General features: G+C 68.8%; 17 protein-coding genes and 1 pseudogene. 3 read left to right on the forward strand and 15 right to left on the reverse strand.

All coding sequences use genetic code 11. From position 1 onward, the window contains the following. A complete protein-coding gene (locus tag QWI33_RS02680) occupies window positions 1-2,817 on the forward strand; it encodes an FtsX-like permease family protein (RefSeq protein ID WP_289954602.1) in 2,817 nt (938 codons plus the stop codon). Between the two features lie 177 nt (window positions 2,818-2,994). Here QWI33_RS02680 and map read toward each other — a convergent pair whose 3' ends face one another. The 10 genes from map to QWI33_RS02730 form a co-directional block, all read right to left on the reverse strand. Next, window positions 2,995-3,891, reverse strand: coding sequence for a type I methionyl aminopeptidase (gene map, locus QWI33_RS02685; RefSeq protein WP_289954604.1), 897 nt, complete (start codon window positions 3,889-3,891; stop codon window positions 2,995-2,997). 420 nt (window positions 3,892-4,311) lie between these two features. Beyond that, window positions 4,312-4,845 (reverse strand): hypothetical protein, encoded by a 534-nt coding sequence (locus QWI33_RS02690; protein WP_289954606.1) that lies wholly within the window; start codon window positions 4,843-4,845, stop codon window positions 4,312-4,314. A gap of 237 nt (window positions 4,846-5,082) precedes the next feature. Next, the gene (gene ispG, locus QWI33_RS02695) at window positions 5,083-6,264 is read right to left on the reverse strand and encodes a flavodoxin-dependent (E)-4-hydroxy-3-methylbut-2-enyl-diphosphate synthase (protein ID WP_289954607.1); all 1,182 of its coding nucleotides are present in this window, start codon (window positions 6,262-6,264) and stop codon (window positions 5,083-5,085) included. A gap of 28 nt (window positions 6,265-6,292) precedes the next feature. Then, complete coding sequence (locus QWI33_RS02700; RefSeq protein WP_353895381.1) at window positions 6,293-7,555, reverse strand: M50 family metallopeptidase; 1,263 nt, start codon at window positions 7,553-7,555, stop codon at window positions 6,293-6,295. A gap of 15 nt (window positions 7,556-7,570) precedes the next feature. Next, on the reverse strand, window positions 7,571-8,791 hold the full coding sequence (gene dxr / locus QWI33_RS02705; RefSeq protein WP_289954610.1) for a 1-deoxy-D-xylulose-5-phosphate reductoisomerase: 1,221 nt from the start codon (window positions 8,789-8,791) through the stop codon (window positions 7,571-7,573). 15 nt (window positions 8,792-8,806) lie between these two features. Beyond that, entirely contained in the window at window positions 8,807-9,652 is an 846-nt protein-coding gene (gene purU / locus QWI33_RS02710; RefSeq protein ID WP_289954613.1) for a formyltetrahydrofolate deformylase, read from the reverse strand. A 188-nt stretch (window positions 9,653-9,840) separates the two neighbouring features. After that, entirely contained in the window at window positions 9,841-11,151 is a 1,311-nt protein-coding gene (locus QWI33_RS02715) for an ABC transporter substrate-binding protein (RefSeq protein ID WP_289954614.1), read from the reverse strand. 43 nt (window positions 11,152-11,194) lie between these two features. Continuing rightward, complete coding sequence (locus QWI33_RS02720; RefSeq protein WP_435367544.1) at window positions 11,195-12,088, reverse strand: carbohydrate ABC transporter permease; 894 nt, start codon at window positions 12,086-12,088, stop codon at window positions 11,195-11,197. Continuing rightward, window positions 12,072-13,073: a carbohydrate ABC transporter permease gene (locus QWI33_RS02725; RefSeq protein ID WP_289954618.1), complete on the reverse strand. Its 1,002-nt coding sequence runs from the start codon at window positions 13,071-13,073 to the stop codon at window positions 12,072-12,074. Before QWI33_RS02725 ends, QWI33_RS02720 begins: the two co-directional genes overlap by 17 nt. 213 nt (window positions 13,074-13,286) lie before the next feature. Further along, on the reverse strand, window positions 13,287-15,455 hold the full coding sequence (locus QWI33_RS02730) for an MMPL family transporter (RefSeq protein ID WP_289954619.1): 2,169 nt from the start codon (window positions 15,453-15,455) through the stop codon (window positions 13,287-13,289). Between the two features lie 158 nt (window positions 15,456-15,613). Between QWI33_RS02730 and QWI33_RS02735 the strand changes: the two genes are divergently transcribed. Further along, window positions 15,614-16,381, forward strand: a complete 768-nt coding sequence (locus QWI33_RS02735) for a TetR/AcrR family transcriptional regulator (RefSeq protein ID WP_289954621.1) — start codon at window positions 15,614-15,616, stop codon at window positions 16,379-16,381. Between the two features lie 109 nt (window positions 16,382-16,490). Here QWI33_RS02735 and QWI33_RS02740 read toward each other — a convergent pair whose 3' ends face one another. Then, the gene (locus QWI33_RS02740) at window positions 16,491-18,047 is read right to left on the reverse strand and encodes a Rieske 2Fe-2S domain-containing protein (protein ID WP_289954623.1); all 1,557 of its coding nucleotides are present in this window, start codon (window positions 18,045-18,047) and stop codon (window positions 16,491-16,493) included. A 129-nt stretch (window positions 18,048-18,176) separates the two neighbouring features. On the opposite strand from QWI33_RS02740, the gene QWI33_RS02745 reads away from it, so the two are divergent. After that, the gene (locus QWI33_RS02745; RefSeq protein WP_270114375.1) at window positions 18,177-18,395 is read left to right on the forward strand and encodes a hypothetical protein; all 219 of its coding nucleotides are present in this window, start codon (window positions 18,177-18,179) and stop codon (window positions 18,393-18,395) included. A gap of 2,030 nt (window positions 18,396-20,425) precedes the next feature. Here QWI33_RS02745 and QWI33_RS29555 read toward each other — a convergent pair. From QWI33_RS29555 to frr, 4 genes and pseudogenes are all read right to left on the reverse strand, one after another. Then, window positions 20,426-20,678, reverse strand: a pseudogene (locus tag QWI33_RS29555) (DivIVA domain-containing protein); the annotation flags it as partial. A 21-nt stretch (window positions 20,679-20,699) separates the two neighbouring features. After that, entirely contained in the window at window positions 20,700-21,848 is a 1,149-nt protein-coding gene (gene rlmN, locus QWI33_RS02755) for a dual-specificity RNA methyltransferase RlmN (RefSeq protein WP_289954627.1), read from the reverse strand. 100 nt (window positions 21,849-21,948) lie between these two features. Further along, window positions 21,949-22,875, reverse strand: a complete 927-nt coding sequence (locus QWI33_RS02760; RefSeq protein WP_289954630.1) for a phosphatidate cytidylyltransferase — start codon at window positions 22,873-22,875, stop codon at window positions 21,949-21,951. Further along, window positions 22,875-23,432 (reverse strand): ribosome recycling factor, encoded by a 558-nt coding sequence (gene frr, locus QWI33_RS02765; protein ID WP_289954632.1) that lies wholly within the window; start codon window positions 23,430-23,432, stop codon window positions 22,875-22,877. Before frr ends, QWI33_RS02760 begins: the two co-directional genes overlap by 1 nt. Between the last annotated feature and the right edge of the window lie 95 nt (window positions 23,433-23,527).

Consider the following 23,527-nt stretch of genomic DNA (forward strand, 5'->3'; position numbering starts at 1 on the left):
GTGGGAAGACTGCTGGCGAGCCAACGACTCGCTTTCAGGATCGCGCGCCGCGAGGCATTGCGCTACAAAGGCCGTTCGGCCCTGTCGATCACGCTGCTGGGCCTCCCGCTGCTGGCCGTGGCCATCGGCGCGAGCGCCTACGACACGATGATGCTCTCCGACGAGGAGACCGTGCAGCAGTACGTGGGCGAGAACGACGCGTTCATCGAGGACACGGGCTCCGGTACGCCGATCGTGCAGCACTCGTGGAACGAACAGTGGCCGATGTACGAGGCCGAGGACTACATCGAAGGGGCGGCCGGCCCCACCGAGAGCGAGATCCTCGGCGCGCTCCCGATCGGCTCCTGGATCGTGCCCTACAGCACGTATGAGGGGTCGGAGACGATCCAGGTCCAGACCCCCGACGGTCTCGGTTCGATCAGCACCTACGGGTACGACCTCCACGACGGCCTCTACGAGAAGGCGGGGATCGAGTTCATCGAGGGCTCGGCTCCCGGCAAGGGCGAGGTGGTCCTCTCCGAGGAGGCGGCGAAGCATCTGGAGCTCGGGGTCGGCGACATGCTCGTGGCCGACCAGACCGTCGGCACGCAGGAGGCCGAGGTGAGCGGGATCGTCGAGGTCCCGTGGAACATCGACGAGCAGTTCGTGATCGGCTCGATGTTCGCGACCCCGGTCGGCGGCTGGCTGGTGGACACGCCCGAGGAGCTGACCTATGAGGACGCGCTGGCGCTCAACGAGCTGGGCGTCGTCGTGTGGGCGGGCTCGTTGATCGACCGTCCGACCTCCGGGGACTACTACTTCGATTCGATGCTGCTGGACGAGGCGACGATCATGATCACCGGCCTCATCGTGGTGGCCGTGGTCATGGAGGTCATCCTGCTGGCGGGGCCCGCGTTCGCGATCAGCGCCCGCCGCCGCACCCGCGAGTTCGCGCTCATGAGCGCCAACGGTGCGACGCCCGCGCAGATCCGCCGGGTCGTGCTCGCCAGCGGTGTCATCTTCGGACTCATCGCGGCGGTCTGCGCCATCGCGATCGGCATTCTCGTGGTGTTCGCGGGGATGCCGATCCTGGAGGGGATCTTCGGCTACCGCAGTGCGGGCTTGCGGGTCCTCCCGCTGCTGCAGATCGGCCTGGTCGCGGTCGCGCTCACGACCGGGCTGCTCGCGGCGCTCGCGGCGGCGATCAGCGCCTCCCGCGTCAACGTGGTCGCGGCGCTCATGGGCCGCACGCCGGGCCGCAAGGGCTCCAAGCGCTGGCTGGTCATCGGACTGCTCATGCTGGGCGCGGGTGTCGCCTCGGCGCTCGCGGGGGTCTCGATGTGGAGCCTGCCGCTCATGTCGGCAGCGATCATCCTGGCGCAGCTGGGACTCGTGGCCTGCACACCGGCGCTGCTGGCGGTCATGGCGAAGCTCGGCCGGTGGCTGCCGCTGGCGCCGCGCATGGCGCTGCGCGAAGCGGGGCGCAACCGCGGTTCGGCCGCTCCCGCGATCGCCGCGGTGCTCGGTGTCGTCGCCGCCGGGATGGTCTTCTCGATGATCGTCACCGCGGACGCGGAGCGCAAGATGCAGTCGCAGGTCATCGACCTCCAGCAGGGCACGGTGACGCTGAACCTGTGGGACATCGGCACCGCCGACCCTGAACAGGCGGTCGAACCCGACTGGGAGGCCGGGCTCGCGGAGGCCCGCACCGTGCTCGAGCGCCACCTCGACGACCTTGAGATCGTGCCGATCTCCATGTCCTCCAGCTGGACCGGCTGCACGCTGCCCGTCGTGGAGGAGTTCAAGGAGACGGCCGAATGCTCCTGGATGGTGACCCGGCCCGAGGAGAACCAGTGCTCGTACTGGGACGTACCTGAGGGCGACCGCACCGAGGAGGCCGAACGGGAAGGGGCCGAGGCCGCGCGGCAGGACCCCAACTGCAACGAGACCTCGAACGACGTCGGCATCAGCTCGGGCGATACGCCCACGACCACCGATCCGCAGATCGTGGCCGCATACACCGGCTTCGAGGGCGAACAGCTCGATGAAGCGGTGGCGGTCTTGGAGGGCGGCGGCGTGCTCGTCGCCGACCCGCTGGCCCTCACCGGTGAGGGCACGGTCGTCCTCGAAGGCAGGATCACCAACTTCGACGAGGAGAGCGGCGAGTACCAGGAGTACGAGACGCAGTACCTGGAGCTGCCGGCGATGGCGGTCGACGACTCGCTCCTGGGCTACAACAAGCTGCTCTTGAGCCCCGGGGCCGCCGAGCAGATGGGCCAGGGTCCCAACCCTTACGACAGGACCTACCTGCTCCAGACGTCGACTCCGGTGGAAGGCGCGGTCGTCGAGGCCATTTCCGCCGACCTGGAGGCGATCGGCACCGGCCGGCTCGCCGCGCACACCAGCGTCGCCGACTACACCGACGAGTTCACGTTCTACATGGTGCTGCTCGTGTCCGGTCTGTGCGCGCTCGTCGCTCTGGGCGCCACCGCGGTCTCGACCGGGCTCATCATCGCCGAGCAGCGCAAGGACATGACGACCTTGGGCGCGGTCGGCGCCGCACCAGGCCTGCGCAAGCGGTTCGCGATGTGGCAGACGGTGATGATCGCCGTGTTCGGCGCCGGGCTCGGCACCATCGCGGGCGTCATCGGATACGCGATGGTGCAGCAGGCGCTGAACCGGCCGCTGCGGTTCGTGTACCCGTTCGAGGTGCCGTACGGATGGGAACTGCCGTGGGGCGCGATGGCCGTGATCCTCGTGGCCGTGCCGGTCCTCGCCGCACTCGGGGCGCTCGTCTTCACCAAGGCGAAGCTCCCGAGCGAGCGCCGGTTGACCTAGCACTCCGAGAAAGCCGAGGGCCCCAGTGCGGTCGCACTGGGGCCCTCGGCTTCGGATGCTTCAGGGGAGCGGCGCCGGCTCAACCCCTCGGAGACATCGGCATCTCGCGGACCGGCGCCGCCCCGCTCCAGCTTAGACAGTGCCCGCCAACGGCATCGGCTGCAACGGTGCCGCCGCTCAGCGCCGGTGCTCGGGCGTGCCCGCGGGCACGCCGCTGGAGGGCATCGTGAGGATCTCGAAGCCGTCGTCGGTGACGAGCAGCGTGTGCTCGAACTGGGCGGTCCACTTGCGGTCGCGGGTGACGGCGGTCCAGCCGTCGTCCCACATCTCGTGCTCGGCGGTGCCGAGGTTGATCATCGGCTCGATCGTGAAGGTCATGCCGGTCTCGATCTCGACCTGGAGGCCGGGGTTGTCGTAGTGCGGGACGTACAGTCCGGAGTGGAACGCGGTGCCGATGCCGTGCCCGGTGAACTGGCGGACCACGCCGTACCCGAAGCGCTGCGCGTAGGCCTCGATGACCTTGCCGACCACGTTGAGCTGGCGGCCGGGCTTGACGGCCTTGATGCCGCGCCAGGTGGCCGTCCAGGTGCGCTCGACGAGGTCGCGGACCTCCTGCGAGACGTCCCCGGCGAGGAACGTGGCGTTGCAGTCGCCGTGCACGCCGCCGATGAACGCGGTGATGTCGACGTTGACGATGTCGCCGTCCTGGACCACCGTGGAGTCGGGGATGCCGTGGCAGATGACCTCGTTGAGCGAGGTGCAGCACGACTTCGGGTACTCGCGGTACCCGAGCGTCGAGGGGTAGGCGCCGAGGTCGCACAGGTACTCGTGGACGATCCGGTCGAGCTCGTCGGTGGTGATGCCGGGGGCGACGGCCTTGCCCACGACTTCGAGGGCGTCGGCGGCGATGCGGCCGGCGATGCGCATCCGGTCGATGGTCTCGGCGTCCTTCACCTCCGAACCGGTGAACGGCGAGGGCGCGGGCCTGCCGACGTACTCGGGCCGCTCGATCGCGTCGGGGACACTCCTGCGGGGGCTCTGCCTGCCTGGGCGCAGCGCGGGACGGGATTCCATCCGTCAAGCCTAACCGGAGGGGCTCAGGGCCGGTCCGGTCCGTTACCGAGACGACGCGCGTAAATGGCCCTGCGACCGCGAAAACCTCTTGCGTTCCGCCGCGCCAGGCAGCATCCTGGACATCCGGCGAGCCCGTGTCCGTGCATTCGGGGACGGGGCGATCCGGGACCCCGCGAATACGGCGCGCCACGATGAGTCCGAACGACTTTCCTACCGAGCCGGCGCGGGGCGCGGCTCCCGCAGGAGATCCGCGGTCCGGCTCAGGCCGGGCGCGCGGTGTACGACACCTCCCGCGGTCGAGCGCCCCGCCTGTCCAACCCAGGCGGCGTGCAGTCGCCCCGCGCCGGCTCACCACACCTCCCCCGCGCACGCGAAAGCCCGCAGCCGTCGAACGACTGCGGGCCTTGGCCGATGACGCGGCTACGCGGCCTCGAGCGCCTTGGTGGGCGCCTCCGCGTCCGCATCGGCGGCCGCCGCTTCCACGTCGGCGGTGCCGACCTCCTGAGCGAGCCGCTCCCAGAGCATCCCGCCGGAGTGGGCCAGCGCGCCGATGATCGAGGGGACGAACGGCAGCACCCAGTCGGCGAGGAACCCCGAGTGCGGCATGTTGAGCACGAGCATGGCCGATCCGGCGCAGAGCAGGCCCTGGAGCGTACCGCGCCAGGCGGCGCGGGTGCCGTCGACGACCGCTTCGCGGCGCTCGGTCGCCGGGTCGTGGAACTCGGAGAGGCCCGCGGCGTCGCGGCGGCCGAGGTAGGCGCCGACGACCGCTTGGACGGCGGTGCCGGAGACGACGGCGGCGAGGAGCAGGTTCTTGCTGACCACGTAGATGAGGGCGAAGAGCAGGCCGCCGCCGAGGACGGTGAGGACGCCCCTGATCCAGTCGACCTTTTCGCCGGGGTACCAGTAGTACTTGGTGACGCCCTCGGAAATCTGTCGTTCGAACTTCCCCATGCCGGTCGCTCCCCTTTCGCGGACGCAGCCGTCGGGCTGCGCTTGACACGCACGGAAGTCATTATGCGCGGCGCCGGGCGGTGCTTCGGCGGAATCCCCTCGAGTCACCTTTGTGGAATTTTGCACAGGATGAGACGAATGTCGGGTTTCGCGTCGAGCGGTGGAGCCCTCAACTGGCGCTGCGTACCAGCGTACGGAAGGATCGCCGACCGGTGAGTCGGCGATCCGACAGTCGCGTCAGTGGACCTGGACGACCGGTCCGGCGAGGCCCTTGAGCTCCTCGGGCAGGTCCGCGCCCATCGCTTCGGCCAGCTTGACGGCCTCTTCGATGAGCGTCTCCACGATCTGCGATTCGGGCACGGTGCGGATGACCTCGCCCTTGACGAAGATCTGGCCCTTGCCGTTGCCGCTCGCCACGCCCAGGTCGGCCTCGCGGGCCTCGCCGGGACCGTTGACGACGCAGCCCATGACGGCCACGCGCAGCGGCACGGGCAGGCCCTCGAGTCCGGCCGTGACCTGCTCGGCGAGCGTGTAGACGTCCACTTGGGCGCGGCCGCACGACGGGCAGGAGACGATCTCCAGGCCGCGCTCCTTGAGGCCCATCGACTCCAGGATCTGGTTGCCGACCTTGACCTCCTCGACCGGCGGGGCCGAGAGGGAGACGCGGATGGTGTCGCCGATGCCCTCGGCGAGCAGTGCGCCGAACGCGGCGGCGGACTTGATGGTGCCCTGGAAGGCGGGTCCGGCCTCGGTGACGCCCAGGTGCAGCGGGTACTCGCACTGCTGCGACAGAAGCCGGTAGGCCTTGATCATGACGACCGGGTCGTTGTGCTTGACGGAGATCTTGATGTCGCGGAAGTCGTGCTCCTCGAACAGCGAGGCCTCCCACAGCGCGGACTCGACCAGCGCCTCCGGGGTGGCCTTGCCGTACTTCTGGAGCAGGCGCTTGTCGAGCGAGCCGGCGTTGACGCCGATGCGGATCGGCGTGCCGGCGTCCTTCGCGGCCTTGGCGATGTCCCCCACGCGGTCGTCGAACTGCTTGATGTTGCCGGGGTTGACGCGCACGGCGGCGCATCCGGCGTCGATCGCGGCGAAGACGTACTTCGGCTGGAAGTGGATGTCGGCGATGACCGGGATCTGCGACTGCTTGGCGATGATCTTGAGCGCGTCGGCGTCGTCCTGGGTGGGACATGCGACGCGCACGATGTTGCAGCCGGTGGCGGTGAGCTCGGCGATCTGCTGCAGCGTCGCGCCGATGTCCGAGGTCCGGGTGGTGGTCATGGACTGGACGCTGATGGGCGCGCCGCCGCCCACGAGGACGCCGCCGACGTTCAGCTGCCGGGTCTTGCGGCGCGGGGCGAGCGGCTCGATCTCGTGGTCGTGGCGCTTGGTGGGGATACCGAGGTTCACTGCGGTCATGTGGCTAGTTTCCACCTTGATTCGCGGGTTAATTGAAGATAGTGATCGGGTTGACGATGTCTGCGGTGATCGTCAGCAGCATGAAGCCGCCCAGGAGGACGATGACAGCGTAGGTCAGCGGCATGAGTTTCATGTAGTCGACACGCCCGGGGTCGACCTTTCCTCGCTTCAGGGCGAGCCACGACCTGGCCTTCTCGTACCAGGCGATGGCGATGTGCCCGCCGTCCATCGGCAGGAGCGGCAGCAGGTTGAAGATGCCGATGAAGTAGTTGAGGACGACCAGGAGCATGAAGAACATCGCCCACTGGTCGTACTGGACCATCTCGCCGCCCAGGCGGGAGGCGCCCACGACGCTGACGGGCGAGTCCGCGCTGCGCTCGCCGCCCATGATCGCGTCCCACAGCGGCGGGATCTTCGAGGGCAGCTGGCCCAGGGCGATGAAGGTCTCCTTGAACATGTCGCCCGTGGTGGTGAAGGTTTCGCCGATGCCGTCGATCGGGCCCACCGCGATCGTCGGGGCGATCGAGGGGTCGGTGTAGACGAAGACGCCGAGGCGGGCGACCGTGGTGGTCTTGCCGTCCTCGGTCTCGGCGGTGGCGGCGTACGGGGTGACTTCGACGGTCTTCTCGGTGCCGCCCGATTCGACGGTGACGGCGACCGGCTCGCCCGGGGTCAGTTCGGTGACCGTGGCGACCAGCGAATCCCAGTCGGTGACCGCGGTGCCGCCGACGGCGGTGACCGCGTCGCCGTCCTTGATGCCGGCGGCGTAGGCCGGACCCGGGATCTGGCCCTCGGGGCAGTCCCCCGCGGGGGCGGCGGTGTCGGTGGACTCGACGCACTGGGCGACCGCGACCTGGGAGTGCTCCTGGGACTCGGTGACCTGCTCGGCGTAGGCCGGGTTGGCGACGACGCCGGCGAACGAGACGAGGATCCACAGGGCGACGAAGCCGATGATGAAGTGCGTGACCGAGCCGGCCGCGAGCACCACGGTGCGCTGCCACAGCGGCTTGCGCCAGAAGACGCGCTTCTTGTCGGCCTCGCTCAGCTCCTCCTCGTCCTCTTCGAGGGGGGTCATCCCGACGATCTTGACGAAACCGCCGAGCGGGATGCCCTTGACGCCGTACTCGGTCTCTCCCTTGTGGAAGGACCAGAGGGTGGGCCCGAAGCCCACGAAGTAGCGGGTCACCTTCATGCCGAAGCCCTTGGCCGTGAGCATGTGGCCGAATTCGTGCAGGCTCACGGAGATGAGGATCGCCAAGGCGAACAGGACGATCCCGGTGATGTAGGCCAGCAAGTCGGTCTCCTTCTAACGCTCGGACGCGTCCAACACTAGCCGTCGCGCGCACGCGCGCGCCCAGTTCTCCGCCTCGAGTACGTCTGCGACACTGCCGGGTCGCGAACCGTGCCCGGACAAGCCGTCCGGCGCGGCGGTGAGGACCGCTTCGATGGTGTCGACGATGCCGAGGAACGGCAGCCGCCCGTCGCGGAAGGCGGCTACGGCCTCCTCGTTGGCGGCGTTGTACACGGCGGGCATGAGGCCGCCGGCGCGGCCGGCGTCCTTGGCCAGGGCGACGGCCGGGAACGCGGTCTCGTCGAGCGGCTCGAAGTGCCAGTCGGCGGCCTGCGTCCAGTCGACCGGCCGCGCGGAGCCGGGGAGGCGGTCGGGCCAGGCGAGCGCGTGGCCGATGGGCAGGCGCATGTCCGGCGGGGAGGCCTGGGCGATGGTGGAGCCGTCGGTGAACTCGACCATCGAGTGGATCACCGACTGCGGGTGGACCACGACCTCCAGCCGCTCGTACGGCACGTCGAAGAGCTCGTGGGCCTCGATCACCTCGAGAGCCTTGTTCACCATGGTCGCGGAGTTGATCGTGACGACCGGGCCCATGGCCCACGTGGGGTGGGCGAGCGCCTGGTCGACGGTGACCTGGGCGAGTTCACTGCGGGTCCTCCCGCGGAAGGGGCCGCCCGAGGCGGTGAGGATGAGCTTCGCGACCCGCTCCATCGAGCCGGAGCGCAGGCACTGGGCGAGCGCGGAGTGCTCCGAGTCGACCGGCACGAGCTGGCCGGACTTCGCGAGCTCGCGCACGAGCGGGCCGCCGGCGACGAGGGACTCCTTGTTGGCCAGGGCCACTTGGCGTCCGGCCTTCAGCGCGGCGAGCGTGGGTTCGAGGCCGATGGAGCCGTTGATGCCGTTCACGACGGTGTCGCAGGGCCAGGCGGCCAGTTCGGCCATGGCCCTGCGTCCGGCGATGAGCTTCGGGATGCGCGCGTCGCCGGAGGTCCAGCCGGCCTTGGTGGCGGCGGCGAACAGCCGGAGCTGGACGTCCTCCACCGACTTGGCGTCGGCGACCGCCACGACGTCGACCCCCAGTTCGATCGCCTGCTCGGCCAGGAGTGCCGGATTGCCGCCGCCCGCGCCGATGCCGACGACGCGGAAGCGGTCGGGGTTGGCGCGGACGATGTCGATGGCTTGCGTCCCGATGGAGCCGGTGGACCCCAGGAGCACGATCTCGCGTTGGTCAGTCACGGGCATGATTATCCGCTAGCGGAAAACCACCGTCTTGGTGCCGTTGATGAGGACGCGGTCGTCCAGGTGGGCGGCCAGGCCGCGGGCGAGGCAGGTCGATTCGAGGTCGCGTCCGGCGGCCACGAGCTCCTCGGGGCTGTGCGCGTGGTCGACGCGGGCCACCTCCTGCTCCACGATCGGCCCCTCGTCGAGGTCGGCGGTGACGTAGTGGCAGGTCGCGCCGATGAGCTTGACACCGCGGTCGTGCGCCTGGTGGTAGGGCTTGGCGCCCTTGAAGCTCGGCAGGAACGAGTGGTGGATGTTGAGGATCTTCCCCGGGAGCTTCGCGCAGAAGTCCGAGGAGAGGATCTGCATGTACCGGGCCAGGACCACGGTGTCGATGCGCTCCTCCTCGATGATGTCGAGGATCCGCTGCTCCTGGACGGCCTTGCCCTCGGGGCCGACGGGCAGGTAGTGGAACGGCACGCCCGAGGAGGCGGCGAGGTCGGCCCAGTCGGGGTGGTTCGAGACGACCGCGGCGGCCTCGCCGTGCAGGGCGCCGATACGGAAGCGGTACAGCAGGTCGTTGAGGCAGTGCCCCTGCTTGGAGGCCATGATGAGGACGCGGCGCTTGACGGCGCGGTCGTGCAGCTGCCAGTCCATGTCGAACTCGCGGGCGATGTCGGCGAAGCCCACGGCCAGTTCATCGCGCTGCGCGGCGGTGTTGAACTCGACGCGCATGAAGAAGCGACCGGATCCGTGCTCGGAGAACTGCTGGGAGTCCTCGATGTTGGCGTCGCGGCGGGTCAGGAAACCCGAGACGGCGTACACGATGCCGAGGCGGTCGGGGCACGAGAGCGTGAGCACGAACTGGCTGGTCATCCTACCAATGATACGGAGCTGCCCGAGCAGGCGACAATCGACTTCCATCACGGACGGGATGTCACGGGGTGTCGCATTTCGACCAGCTCCGCCGCGAGAAAGACGCCGGACAAGGAGGAAGGGCGGACTCTTTCGAGTTCACCCTTCGACCTTTATTGTAACTCACCCTGAGTAAGAGTCAAGTGACTTTAAGCGCCGATCTCGGCGTTGAGCTGCTCCATGAACGACTTGGTGCTGTCCTCGACGCTCACGTCGCCGAAGATCATCGTCTCGAACACGCCCAGCATGATGTCCGCGGCGGAACCGGAGCCGACCGGCGGCACCGGCGGGCCCTCGGCCAGCTCGGGGGTGATCGTCGCGATGAAGTCGGCGCCGAGCTTCTGGTCGGCCGGAAGGTTCGGCAGGATCCGGTCGCGCTGCGCGGTGTTCGAGGGCACGCCCCGGTCGCCCAGCATGAGGTCCAGCGACTCGTCGCTGTTGAGCAGGAAGTCCACCAGCTTCGCGGCCGCGGCCTGGTCCGAGGTGGTGCGCGAGATCGACCAGTACATGGCCGACTTCAGGTACAGGCCCGGCTGGGTGCCGGTGCTCTCCCCCGGGACGCGCAGCAGGGCCAGGTCGGCGCCCAGGACCTTCTGGATCGCACCGATCTGGTTGGTCCAGTAGAACTCCGTGACACCGGTGCCCGTGGCCAGCGGCGCCTGGTCCTGGCCCGCGGAGAACGCCTCGACGATCTTGCTCGGCTCCGGGATCGCCCCGGCGTCGCGCAGGTCGAGGACCATCTGCCACCACTCGTTCATGGTCGGCTCGGTGAAGCCGAGCTTCCCGTCCGCGGTGTAGAGGCTCTCGCCCTTCTGGCGCGCGAAGATGTTGAACAGCGACTCGTTGCTGAACGAGATGGCCGAGTTGCCGATCGCGTCGCCCTTGGCCGACAGGTCGGTGAGGAACTGCGAGAAGTCCGCCCAGGACCAGGTCGTGTCGTCCGGCATGGCCATGCCCGCCGCCTCGACCAGTGCCGGGTTGACCAGCAGCGCCATGGCGTTCACGCCGGTGGCGATGCCGTAGGTCTCGCCGTCGAGCTGACCGGTCTTGAGCGTCCCCTCCTCGATCTTGGAGAGGTCGATGCCGATGTCGTCCAGCGCCAGCAGGGCGTTCTTGTCCGCGTAGTCGCGCAGGTAGCGCTCGTCCTGCTGGAGCACGTCGGGCGCGTTGTTGCCGGACACTGAAACGTTCAACGCGTCCCAGTAGGCGTCGAACTCGTTCGGGCTCGGCTTGATCGTGACGCCGTCGTTCTTCGCGAGGAAGGCGTCGACGATCTTCTGGGTGTACTCGTGGCGCGGGTCGGAGCCCCACCACCAGAAGTCGAGCTCGCCGTCGCCGTCCTTGGCACCGCCGCCGCCGCCGTTGCCGCAGGCCGCGAGGAGGGGTGCGGAGGCGGCGCCGAAGATCCCGGCTTTGGCGAGCGTTCTCCGAGAGACGCCCGAGGGGTTGGATGACTGCATTGTCGTGGTCCTTTCAGGACTTTGGTGAGGGTTGTTTGCCGGTTTACTTGATACCGGTGGTGGCGATACCCCGGACGAGGTAGCGCTGGCCGGCGAGGAAGAACCCGAAGATCGGGCCCAGAGCCACAATAGACATGGCAAAAAGGGCGCCCCAGTTGGTGGTCCCCGTCGAGTCCATGAACAGGCGCAGCGCCAGCGGCACCGTCTGGAGGTCGACGTCGCGCAGGTAGATCAGCTGCGAGTAGAAGTCGTTCCAGGTCCAGATGAACGTGAAGATCGCGGTCGTCGCCAGCGCGGGCATGCACAGCGGCATGATGACGCGCAGGTAGGTGCCCCAGTAGCCGCAGCCGTCGATCGAGGCGGCCTCGTCGAGCTCCTTGGGCAGTCCGCGGATGAACTGGACCATGAGGAAGATGAAGAACGCGTCGGTCGCCAGGAGCTTGGGCACGATGAGGGGCCAGAAGGTGTCGACCCAGCCGAGGTTGTTGAACAGGATGTACTGCGGGATGATCACGACGTGGATCGGCAGCATGATGGTGCCGAGCATGACCGCGAAGAGCATGCCGCGCATGGGGAACCGCAGCCGCGCGAAGGCGTAGGCGGCCATGGAGCAGGAGACCAGGTTGCCGAGGATGGACCCGGCGACGATGACCATCGAGTTCCAGATGTACTTCTCGAACGGGTGCGGGAGGGCGTTCCAGCCGTCGGCGTAGTTGCCCCATTCCCAGGAGGACGGGATGAGCCCCGGGTCGGCGAAGATCTCGTTGATCGGCTTGAGACTGGCCGAGAGCATCCACAGCAGCGGGTAGATCATGACCATCGCCGCGATGATGAGCACCAGGTGGAAGACGAAGCGCTTGAGCCCGAGGGTCGCGGGGCTCTGCTTGGCGCGCGGCCGGGCCGGCGCGGGGGTCGGAGTCTCAGTCATTGTCGCCATAGAACACCCAGAATTTCGACATCAGGAAGTTGAGCGCGGTGAAGATCGCGATGATGGCCAGCAGGAGCCAGGCGATGGCCGAGGCGTACCCCATGTCGAACTGGGTGAAGCCCTGGTCGTAGAGGTACAGCGTCAGGAACATCGTGGAGTCGGCCGGGCCGCCCTTGCCGCTGGAGATGATGAACGCCTGCGTGAAGGACTGGAACGAGTTGATGATCTGCAGCACGAGGTTGAAGAAGATGATGGGGGTCAGCAGCGGCAGGGTGACGCTCATGAAGCGCTGCATGACGCCGGCGCCGTCGATCTTCGCGGCCTCGTAGTACATGGCGGGGATCTGCCGCAGGCCCGCCAGGAAGATGATCATCGGTGAGCCGAAGGTCCACACGTGCAGGATGATCAGGGTGCCGAGGGCGTAGTCGGGGTGGGAGACCCAGCCTTCGCCCTGGATGCCGAAGATGGCGAGGACCTGGTTGACGAGGCCTTCGGTGCCGAAGACCTGGCGCCACATGATCGCGATGGCGACGGAGCCGCCGAGCAGCGAGGGCAGGTAGAAGATCGAGCGGTAGAAGGCCATGCCGCGCAGGCCGCGGTCGAGGACGATCGCGAGGAGGAGCGCGGCGGCGAGCTGCAGGGGCACCGATACGAAGGTGTAGACGGCGGTGACCTTGATGGCGTTGGCCAGGCGCGGGTCCTCGAACATGCGGGCGTAGTTCTCGCCGCCCACCCATTCGCCGTAGCCGAGGCTGTAGTCGGTGAACGAGAGGTAGAACGAGGCGATCATGGGCCCGATGGTGATGGCCAGGAGGCCGATCAGCCACGGCGACAGGAAGCTCAGTGCGGCCCACCGCTCGCGGGAGCGGATGGACGCGCCGGTCCTCCTGCGGACCCGTTCGGGGCTCGGGGAGGGTGCGGAGGCGGCGTGCCCGGGGGGTGCTCCCGAGCTGCGCTGCTTCGGGCGCACCACAGCGACATCGTTGTCGGTCATAAGGTTTTGGGACCTTTCGGAGGGGGTTGGCTCCTAGATCACATCAGGCTATGCAACCGCTTGCCTCTTGTCAATGCCTGTACTTAAATTCCCGAATATCTTTCGCTCTCCGGTCCCGGGCCGTTACCGAAGCGCGATTCCGCCGCTCCCGCAACGAAATGCGGCCCGCCCGGAAATCCGGGCGGGCCGCTGGTTCCCCAGTGGATGGTCTGGTCAGCGCACCCCGGCGTGCGACCGCTCCTCAACGGCGGCAACCGAGTCGTCGCCCTCCTTGATGCCGTACTTGGAGTAGAGCCGGCCGAGCGGGCCCGGGACCCACCAGTTGGCGCGGCCGAGGAGGCGCATCGTGGCGGGCACGAGCAGCATCCGGACGACCGTGGCGTCCAGGAAGATCGCGATCGCCATGCCCAGGCCGATCATCTTCATGAAGGTGATGCCGCTGAAGGCGAACGCGCCCACCACCACGATGAGGATCAGGGCCGCGGCGGTGATGATCGAGCCGGTGGACTGCATGCCGCGCAGGACGGCGGTGCGGTTGTCGGCTCCCTTGTCCCATTCCTCCCGCACCCGCGAGAGCAGGAAGACCTCGTAGTCGGTGGCGAGGGCGAAGAGCAGGGCGATCATGAGCAGCAGGTTCGACGGGTCGATGAAGCCCGAGGGCGTGAATCCCAGCGGGCCGGAGAGGTGGCCCTCCTGGAAGATCCACACCACGATGCCCAGCGCGGCGCCGAGCGAGACGGCGTTCATCAGGACCGCCTTGATCGGCAGCACGATCGAGCCGAAGGCCAGGAACAGCACCACCATGGTCACGATGACGATGTAGCCGAGCATGTAGGGCAGGCCCTCGCCGATCGCGTCGAGCATGTCGACGCGGTCGGAGGCGCCGCCGGTCACGTACAGGTCGGCGCCGTCGACCTCGATGGCGCGGGTGTCCTCGATGAGGGTGCGGGCCTCGGCGCTGAACGGGTCGAGGTCGTAGAGGACGTCGAGGAGGGTCGCGTCGTCCTGGGGCGCGGCGGCGGGCACGACGTCGTCGACGTTGTCGAGCTCCAGGATCGCTGCAGTGGCTTCGGCGGCCGCATCTTGGCCACCGGTGACCATGACTTGGAACCGTTCCTCTTCGCCGCCCGGGAAATCGGCGGCGATGGTCTCGGTGACGACGCGGGACTCGGCGTCCTTCGGCATGTCGCGCTCGTCGACGCCGCCGAACTGCACGCCGAGGATCGGGCTGGCGAGCAGCGCCATGAACGCCAGGACCGGCAGCAGCACCAGCACGGGGCGGCGCATCACGCCGGCCGCGAGGCCGTGCCAGAACCCGGTGTCGGTCTTGGGCTCCTTGTTCTTCCGCCAGGGCAGGCGGCCCTTGTCGACGCGGTGGCCGAGCAGGTAGAGCAGTGCCGGGAGCGCCACGAGCGCCGAGAGCATGGCCACGCCCACCGCGGACATGACGCCGTAGGCGATGCCGTGCAGGAACGGCACGTCGACCAAGAGGAGGCCGCCCATCGAGAGGACGATGATGACGCCCGAGACCATGACGGTGCGACCGGCGGTGGCGACGGTGTTGAGCACGGCGCGGCGCTTGTCGCGACCGGCCGCGAGTTCCTCGCGGAACCGGCGGAGCACGAACAGCGAGTAGTCGATGGACATGCCGAGGCCGATGATGGTGATGACGTTGGCCGCGAAGACCGAGACGTCGGTGAACTCGGTGATGACGCGGGTGATCGCGAAGCCGCCGAGGATCGACATGCCGCCGATGAGCAGGGGCAGCGAGGCGGCCACGAGGGCGCCGAAGACCACGATCATGATGAGCAGCAGGATCGGCATCGAGATCATCTCGGCGATCTCGAGGTCGTGCTGGACCTGCTCGTTGAGGTCGGCGAAGATCGCCGCACCGCCGCCGAGGGAGACGGTGAGGTCGCCGGTGTCCCCGGCGTCCCTCAGCTGGTCCTCGATGGCCTCGAAGGACTGGGCCTGGGCCTCGTCGGAGGAGCCGGCGAGCGAGACGGCCGCGTAGGTGGCGTGCCCGTCCTCGGAGACGAAGGACGGCAGCTGCGTGTCGTAGTAGGAGGTGACGGTCTCGACCCCCTCGAGGTCGTCGATGTCGGCGACCGCGCCCTTGACGGCCTCGGCGAATGCCGGGTCGTCCGCCGTCATCGTCTCGGACTCGTACAGGACCACGACTTCGGCGCCGGTGGAGCCGAACTCCTCCTCGATCGCCTCGGCGTCGCGCACCGACTGCGAGTCCTGGGAGACGTAACCGCCGTCGGTGAACTCGTCGAAGACCCCGAGTCCCCAGGTCGCGCCGATCGCGAAGACCGCGGCTATGCCGGCGACGATGAACCAGCGGGCTTTGATGACCGCTCTGCCTAGCAGGGAGTACATGTGCTTCTCCAATAAAGGTGAGGCGCTGACCGCTGGTGCGCGAGGGGCGCCTGGCGGTAGGATGGTGAGCGTTGATTAATTTGCTAACGGTGTTCACTATAATGAACGCCCATCGATAGAGTCAACACCGTTAACCAAGTTGTAGTCTGAGGAGAGCAGTGACCTCGAACACCGCGGGAGGCCCGTCCCGCCGCGAACGGATGCGCGCCGAGACGATCGCCGAGATCAAGGCGAGCGCCAGGAGACAACTGCTGGAGCAAGGCCCCAGCGGCATCTCCCTGCGGGCCATCGCCCGCGAGGTCGGCGTGACGCCCGCCGCGCTGTACCGGTACTTCGACAACCTCGACGCGCTGCTCATCCAACTCGTCTGCGACCTCTACGACGAACTTATCGCTGCAACGCGCGCGGCGATGGACGAAGCGCCGCCCGAGGCGCACCTCGAACGGATGAAGGCCTGGGTCTGGGCGTTCCGCGCCTGGTCAGTGGGCAACCGACGCGAATTCGAACTCATGATCAGCTACCCCGAGGGCAACAGCGCGATGTCGATCTGCGCCGACCCGGCGGCCATCGACGTCGAGCACCTCGACCCGGTGATACTGAAATCGATGGAGCACGCCCAGCTGTGCGGGCGCGAACTCGCCGCGTTCTACCGGCAGACCGAGGGCGAGGGGTTCGAGTTCGGCTCGGTCAGCCTGCCCGAGATGTCCGAGGGACTCCAGCAGGAGCTCATCGAGAGCTGCTCGCTGATGATCATCGGCGAACGCCTCCCGCTGTCGTGGGTGTTCGCGTTCACCTCGGCCTGGGTGCGGGTGTTCGGCCTGGTCACCATGGAGGCGTTCGGGTCGCTGCCGGTGCAGCACAACATCGACGAGTTCTACAAGGCCCAGATCAAGTCCATGCTGCGCGACTTCGGCATGGAGGAGTGAAGGGCCGGACCGTAACGGTCCGGCCCTCCGTCTCAAGAAGACTCCGCAGCGCCCTCTTCGACGCGGCCGCTTAACTCAAGCATCCTCAGCGCGAGCGCTTCGACCCTGCTCAAGCATCCTCAGCGCGAGCGCTTCGAATGTCATGCCCCACGCTCGTCATGCACTTGCCGGACTTGAGGTTCCACTTCCAGCCGTGCATCTGGCAGGTGAGGACGCCCTCCTCGACCTTGCCGAACACCGAGAGGTCGGCCTTGAGGTGCGGGCAGCGACGCTGGAATTGCCAGCCCTGCACCGTGATGTCCTCGTCGTCGGGGCGCTGCTCGGCGTACCAGCCCTCGGCGTACTGCAGGCGCTCCTCCGAGAGGCACTTGAAGAACGCGTACACGTACTCGTTGTACTGGCCGATGCGCGCCGCGGTGAAGCGGCACGAGAGGAACAGCGAGTTGACCCAGTCGACCTCGCGGATGTGCAGCAGGTGCTCGATGAGTCGCCGCTCGGTGCGGAACCGGTACCGGACCTTCGCGCCGTCGTCGTGGTAGATCCTGCGCTCGAGGAAGTCGAAGACGATCGACTCGACCACCTGGTCGGAGTCGGCCGCGGTGAGGTCGAAGCGGACGGGGCCGCCGATGCCGGTCGCGATGTGCTCGGCCGACTGCATGAGCGGCTCGATGCGCTCGCGCAGCGTCTCCAGGACGTCGATCTCCGGGTGCGACCAGGAGGCCTTCTCCGCCTCGAGGCGCGGCTGCATCCGCTCCTTGTACTCGTCGAGGTGCTGCTTCTTGTTCTTGAACCACTCGCGGATGTCGTCGACCGGGTGCACGACCGACGCGGAGCCGTCGGCGCTCACCTCGGCCACGGAGCCCGGCAGCAGGATGATGTTCTGCTTGCGGCCCTGCTCCTCCAGCCACTCCACGTAGGACATCTGGTCGGGGAAGATGTTCCCCTCGTCGCCGAACACGTCGTTGAACTCGTACAGCGAGTCGTCGAGGAAGCAGGGCGGGCCGGCGATCGGGAAGACCCAGTCGCCCTTCACATCGTCGATGTAGCGCAGCGAGCGGTCGAAGCCGCGCTCGCGCTTCTGCTTCCCGAAGGCGCGCTTGGCGTTGTCGGGCAGCTCGTAGACCATCGGGAACCAGATCGCGCCCGAGAACTGCAGCAGGTGGGCGTGGATCTTGCCGTGCTGCAGGAACACGCTCATGTCGGTGGGGCGCGCGTCGTTCTGATTGAACAGGCGGGTCCCGTCGGCGTCCTCGACCCACAGCGACGAGTCGCCGATCGGCCCGTCCGTGGGGCTCGTGAGCGCCTGGATCATGACCTTGACGCCGCCGGGCAGCTCCACGATCTCCTCGGACACGGTCTTGATGAACTTGTGGAAGCCCAGGGCCCGCAGCTCCGACTCCAGCTCCGCTGTGGGGTACTCCGGCAGCAGGACCGTCGTGTCCTTGCTGATGTGCTCCGAGAGGTTCTCCTCGTCGAAGTGGTCGCGGTGGAGGTGCGAGACGTACAGGTAGTCGGCCTGGCCGAGGGTCTTCCAGTCCAGCTGCGAGTTGTCGGGGAAGGGGAACCAGGAGGCGAAGTAGGCGGGGTTCACCCAGGGGTCGCACAGGATCGACCCCGCGGCGGTCTCGATGAACATGCTGGCGTGGCCAGTACCGGTGATTCGCACAGTGACCCTTCCGGACAGGAGGACGACGACGCCTCAACTCTACAAGTCACAGCATCGACGGGCCCCCGACGTTCGGGCTTGTGGCGTGGGAGACTGTGGCCGAACAACGAAGACCTCGGAGGAAGTCACATGGCCGCAGAAGAGCAGGTGCTCTCGCCCGCGCAGCGCAAGCCCACCAGCCGCAAGGCCCTGTACACCGCGCTGAGCGTCGCCATCGTCATCAACCTGGCGTACCTGTTCGGCAACCACCAGGGCTGGATCGAGGACGTCTTCATCGGCATCACCGTCGTGGTGCTCCTGGGCGTCATCGTCTCCGACGCCTGGATGCGCAAGACCGGCCTGCGCTGACGCCGCTCCCGAGCGCGGCGCGCACGGGGCCGCGAACACACTGAATCTTGAGAAAAGCAATGGGCGGGTCCGCCATCGCGGACCCGCCCATTCGCGTGCTTGCTAGTGCATCATGCCGCGGCGGGCGAACATCTCGCGCACCTCGCGCAGCGCCGAGTCCACTTCGGCCTCGAAGTACCCGCCCTGGACCAGGGAGAACTGGCTCGTGTCGAGTTCGCGGTCCGAGAGCGGGACCGGGTTGCGCCCGGTCATCGCCGCGGAGACCGCGTCGAACATCTGGTCCACCTGGCTGGGGTCGTAGCCCGAGCCGAAACGGCGCGGCTGGAAGGCCCGGCGCATCTGCTCCAGGCGCTGCACGTCGTCCGGGGTGAACGGGGAGTCGGACGCCCGCATCTCGGTCGTCATCTCCTCGCGGCCGTGCCGGCCGGGGGCCTCGAACGCGCCGCGGCCCTCGTACGGGTTGCGGCGGCCGAAGTCAGGCGGCGTGGCCGCACCGCGCGGGGCGCTCGGCTGACCGAACCCTGCGGGGTCGGCGGGAGGCGCGGGCGGGGCGCCCTGCGGTCCGAAACCGTGGTCGGCGGGGCCGGGAGGCGGTCCGGCGGGGGCGCCGAAGCCGCCCGTCGGCTCGTGCTGCGGGCCGCGGTCGAAACCCGGCTGCATCGGCGGGCTCGGTGCGGCCGCGCGGCGGCCGTACCCGGTGTCCTCCTGCGGCGGCTGCTGGCCGCTCGGCTGTCCGAACCCGCCGCCCGGGCCGTACTCGCGGCGCGGGGCGCCGCCGTACGGATCGGACTGCTGCGGCTCGGGGCGGCCCATCGGGTTCTGGCCCATGCCGTTCACGAGGCTCTGCGGGATCGCCTGGGTCGGCGCCGCGGGCGGCACCGGCTCGGGTTCGGGCTGGCTGTAGCGCCCGGCCTGCGGGATCGCGCCCGACGGCGGGCCCTGGTGGCCGCCCTGCATGGGCGGCTGCTGCATCGGGGGCTGCTGCGGCATGCCGCGGCGGCTCCCGGTGTCGCTGAACTCGTCGTCGTAGGCCGCGCCGAAGCCGGGAGCGGGCTCGGGGGCCGACCGCCGGCCTTGGCCGTAGACGCCCTGGTCGTTCGGACCGTAGGCGGGAGCGTCGTTCTGGCCGAATCCGCCGGGCGCGTCGCCCGGGGCGAAACCGCCCGGACCCTCGTTCTGCCCGAACGGGGCGGGGAGGTCGTTCGGAGCGCCCTGCTGGCCGAAACCGCCACCGCGCCGCGGGTCGGACTGCAGCGGCAGCTGCTCGGTGGCGCCGTGCGGGATCGGACCGGCCTGCGGGCCCTCGTGCATCGGCATCCCGGCACGGGGCACCGCCTGCGTGGGCGGGGCGAACTCGCCGCGCACCGGCTCGGGGCCGCGCGGAGCGCCGTACTCGTTGCCGAAGCCGCCCGGCTCGGGAGCGCCGTATTCATTGCCGAACCCTGCGGGTTCGGGCGCGGGCGCGCCGTACTCGTTGCCGAAACCGGCGGGTTCAGGGGCGCCGCCGCGCGGGCCGAATCCGTTGGCACCGCGCTGGCCGCCGAAGTCGCCGGGGCCGAAGTCGCCCTGGCCGCCGCGGCCGAAGTCGCCTTGGCCGGGCCCGAAGTCGTTCGGACCGCCGCGGCCGAAGTCCTGGCCGGCGCCGTTGCGCTTGGCGCCGAGCCCTTGGTCCGCCCCGTTTCGCTGCGCGAACGGGTCGTCGTAGTCGTCGTCGGGGGGACCGGCGAGGAAGCCGAAGCCCTCGTCGTCGCCGCCGCGCAGGTCGCCGAAGCCCTCGTGGTCGGAGGGCGGGGGTACCGCCGCGCCGCGCGAGGCGCCGCGTCCGCGGCCGACCGGTTCGGGAGTGGGAGGCGGTGGCGCCATCTCGCGGGCGCCCATCATCTCGTGTGCGGGGATCGCTTGCGTCGCAGCGGGAATGACCTGCGTCGCCTGGGGTTCGGGAGCGCGTCGCGACCCGGGGGCCGCCTGCATCGGCGGGGCGGGCGCAGCGCCGACCTCGGCCTTCCCGTAGTCGGGGGCGGGCGCGGTGCCGAGGACGCCGCGCTCCTCGAGCTCGGCGAGCTGGCGCGCGACGCGGTCGAGGTAGACGTCCACCTGCCACTCGTCGTAGCCGCCGAAACGGACCCTGAAGACGACGTCGTCGACCTCGTCGGCCGACACGGGGCTGCCCACGGGCTCCCCGGCGAGGGTCGCCTCGACGCGGTCGAGGAACGCATCGACCTCATCGACCTTGTAGCCCCGGCTCAACGCCCGGCGCCGGAACCGGTCACCATGACTCGCCACTACCAAGCCACCCTTCTCCGCCTAATCCTCGGCGCCAGAGGCGCCGAGCGGCTTCGCTCCGGCGCGGCCGGGCGTGCCGGCCTCCCGGACCGAAGCGGCCAGCTGCCCGCACGCGCCGTCGATCTCTTGGCCGCGCGTATCGCGCACCGTCGTGGACACACCCGCGGCCCGCAGCCGCCGTACGAACTCCGCTTCGACCGGTTTGGGACTGGCGTCCCAGCGGCTTCCCGGAGTCGGGTTCAATGGAATCAGGTTGACGTGCACGAGTTTGCCCGCGAGCAGCTTCCCGAGGAGGTCCGCCCGCCAAGGCTGGTCGTTGACGTCCCTGATCATCGCGTACTCGATCGAAACACGACGTTTCGTCACCCGAGCGTACTCCCAGGCCGCGTCGAGCACTTCGGCGACCTTCCAGCGGGTGTTGATGGGGACGAGCTCGTCGCGCAGCTCATCGTCGGGGGCGTGGAGCGAGACCGCCAGTCGCACCGGCAGGCCCTCCTCCGAGAGCTTATTGATGGTGGGCACGAGGCCGACCGTGGAGACCGTGACGCTCCGAGCCGAGATCCCGATCCCGTCGGGCACCGGCTTGGTGATGAGGTGCAGGGCGCTCTTGAGGCGGGCCCAGTTCGCCAGCGGCTCACCCATGCCCATGAACACGATGTTCGAGAGCCGTCCCAGGCCGCGCTCCTCGGCGAGCCGCGCTGCCGCGACCACCTGGTCGACGATCTCGGCGGTGGTGAGGTTGCGGTCGAGACCGCCCTGGCCGGTGGCGCAGAACGGGCAGGCCATGCCGCAACCGGCCTGCGAGGACACGCACGCGGTCACCCGGTCCGGGTAGGCCATGATGACGCTCTCGACGAGCGAGCCGTCGTAGAGGCGCCACACGGCCTTGACGGTCCGCCCGTCGTCGCACGAGTCGACGCGCACCGGGCTGAGCAGCTGCGGGAGCAGCGCCTCGCCGATGGCCTCGCGCGCGTCGGCGGGCAGGTCGGTCATGAGGGACGCGTCGCCGACGTGGCGGCCGAAGTACTGCTGGCGCAGCTGCTTGGCGCGGAAGGCGGGCTGCCCGATCTCAGAGAGAACGGACTGGCACCCGGCCAGGTCGAGGTCGGCGAGGTGCCGCGGCGCAGCCTTGCGGGGGCGCGGTTCGGTCAACGTGAGTGCTACAGACATGTCACGACCTAGTCTCGCATGACAGGACCGGAACCCGCCAACCCCGGATCATGGAATTCACCCCGGGCCCTCCTTCAACGGATACACCAATCAGGACACATCACCCGAGCAGGTAACGGAACCACACGTAAGCCACTGGGGCGACCATGAGGATCGAGTCGAGCCGGTCCATGACCCCGCCGTGGCCCGGAATGAGATTGCTCATGTCCTTGATGCCGAGGTCCCGCTTCAGCAGCGAGACGGACAGGTCCCCCAACGTAGCGGCCAGCGCGACGCACACGCCGAACGCCACGCCCAACGGGAAGGGCACGTCGAAGAACAGCCACAGGGTGACCGAACCGCCTATGGCGGCGGCCACGACGGAACCGCCGAGGCCCTCCCAGGACTTCTTGGGGCTGATGCGCGGGGTCATCTGGTGGCGCCCGAACAGGACGCCGGCGGTGTAGCCGCCGGTGTCGGAGCAGACGACGGTGAACAGCGCGATGATGACCTGCGCGGCGGCGCCGTCGATCCAGCGCGCCGAGTCGTTGTCGGCGTTCGCGAGCAGCATGATGAACCCGGCCAGGAACGGGACCTGGACGAGCAGGAGCGCGGCGGCGGCGGTGTCGGTGCGGTACCCGGTGGCGCCTTCGGAGAGGCGCCACACGAACAGGGCGGCCACGCCGACGGCGGTGCCGAGCAGCAGGCCGGTGGCGCCGCCGAACCAGGCGAGGACCACGATGAGCGCGCCGGCGGCGGCCAGCGGGATCACCGGGACGTTCCGGTCGGCCTTGCGCATCGCCGTGCCGGTCTCCCAGCAGGCGACGGCCACGGCGATGACGGCGACGCCGAGGAAGGCGGTGGGCCAGATCAGGAGCGAGGCCAGGACGACCGCGGCCATGCCGAGCCCGGCGCCGATGGCGACGGGAAGGTTGCGGCCGGCCTTGGGCTTGCGGTCGTCAGGGTCGACCTCGGCGGCGCCGGGCCCTCGCCCGTCCGGCGACGGCTGCGGGCGACGGCCGGGCGGTCCGTCGGGAAGGGCGTTCATCAGATCTCGAGCAGCTCAGACTCTTTGGAGCTCATGAGCTCGTCCACGTTCTTGACGAAGCGGCCGGTGAGGTCGTCGAGCTCCTTCTCGGCCGAGTGCCCCTCGTCCTCTGAGGCCTCGCCGTCCTTGACGACCTTGCCGATCTCGTCCTTGGCCTTGCGGCGGACGTTGCGGATCGCGATCTTGGCGTCCTCGCCCTTGGTCCTGGCCACTTTGATCATCTCGCGGCGGCGCTCCTCGGTCATGGGAGGCAGGTTCAGGCGCAGCTGGGTGCCCTCATTGGAGGGGTTGACGCCGAGGTTCGAGTTGCGGATCGCGTCCTCGATGTCCTTCATCTGGGAGGCGTCGAAGGGCTTGACGATGACCATGCGCGGCTCGGGGATCGCAATGGAGGCGACCTGCGGGATGGGGGTGGGCGCACCGTAGTAGTCGACGGTGATCCGGTTGAACATTGAGGAGGAGGCGCGGCCGGTGCGGATGGCGGCGAATTCCTCCTTGGCGTGCTCGATGGCCCGCTCCATCTTCTCCTCGGCTTCGAGGAGGGTGTCGTCAATCACGGCTTTCTCACATTCTCTCGCGGCCTGACAGCACTTCTGACCGTACCGTCCCGGCGGCGTGGCTCGGTGGCGTGGATGTCATCGGACCCGGCCGG

Source organism: Glycomyces tritici, assembly GCF_030403505.1.

What these genes read in the sequence shown, in the direction of transcription:
- QWI33_RS02725 (WP_289954618.1), bottom strand. Translation starts at nt 13,073, where the DNA reads ATGACCGACAACGATGTCGCTGTGGTGCGCCCGAAGCAGCGCAGCTCG.
- map (WP_289954604.1), bottom strand. Translation starts at nt 3,891, where the DNA reads ATGGAATCCCGTCCCGCGCTGCGCCCAGGCAGGCAGAGCCCCCGCAGG.
- QWI33_RS02690 (WP_289954606.1), bottom strand. Translation starts at nt 4,845, where the DNA reads ATGGGGAAGTTCGAACGACAGATTTCCGAGGGCGTCACCAAGTACTAC.
- QWI33_RS02715 (WP_289954614.1), bottom strand. Translation starts at nt 11,151, where the DNA reads ATGCAGTCATCCAACCCCTCGGGCGTCTCTCGGAGAACGCTCGCCAAA.
- ispG (WP_289954607.1), bottom strand. Translation starts at nt 6,264, where the DNA reads ATGACCGCAGTGAACCTCGGTATCCCCACCAAGCGCCACGACCACGAG.
- QWI33_RS02745 (WP_270114375.1), top strand. Translation starts at nt 18,177, where the DNA reads ATGGCCGCAGAAGAGCAGGTGCTCTCGCCCGCGCAGCGCAAGCCCACC.
- purU (WP_289954613.1), bottom strand. Translation starts at nt 9,652, where the DNA reads ATGACCAGCCAGTTCGTGCTCACGCTCTCGTGCCCCGACCGCCTCGGC.
- QWI33_RS02760 (WP_289954630.1), bottom strand. Translation starts at nt 22,875, where the DNA reads ATGAACGCCCTTCCCGACGGACCGCCCGGCCGTCGCCCGCAGCCGTCG.
- QWI33_RS02720 (WP_435367544.1), bottom strand. Translation starts at nt 12,088, where the DNA reads ATGGCGACAATGACTGAGACTCCGACCCCCGCGCCGGCCCGGCCGCGC.
- QWI33_RS02730 (WP_289954619.1), bottom strand. Translation starts at nt 15,455, where the DNA reads ATGTACTCCCTGCTAGGCAGAGCGGTCATCAAAGCCCGCTGGTTCATC.
- rlmN (WP_289954627.1), bottom strand. Translation starts at nt 21,848, where the DNA reads ATGTCTGTAGCACTCACGTTGACCGAACCGCGCCCCCGCAAGGCTGCG.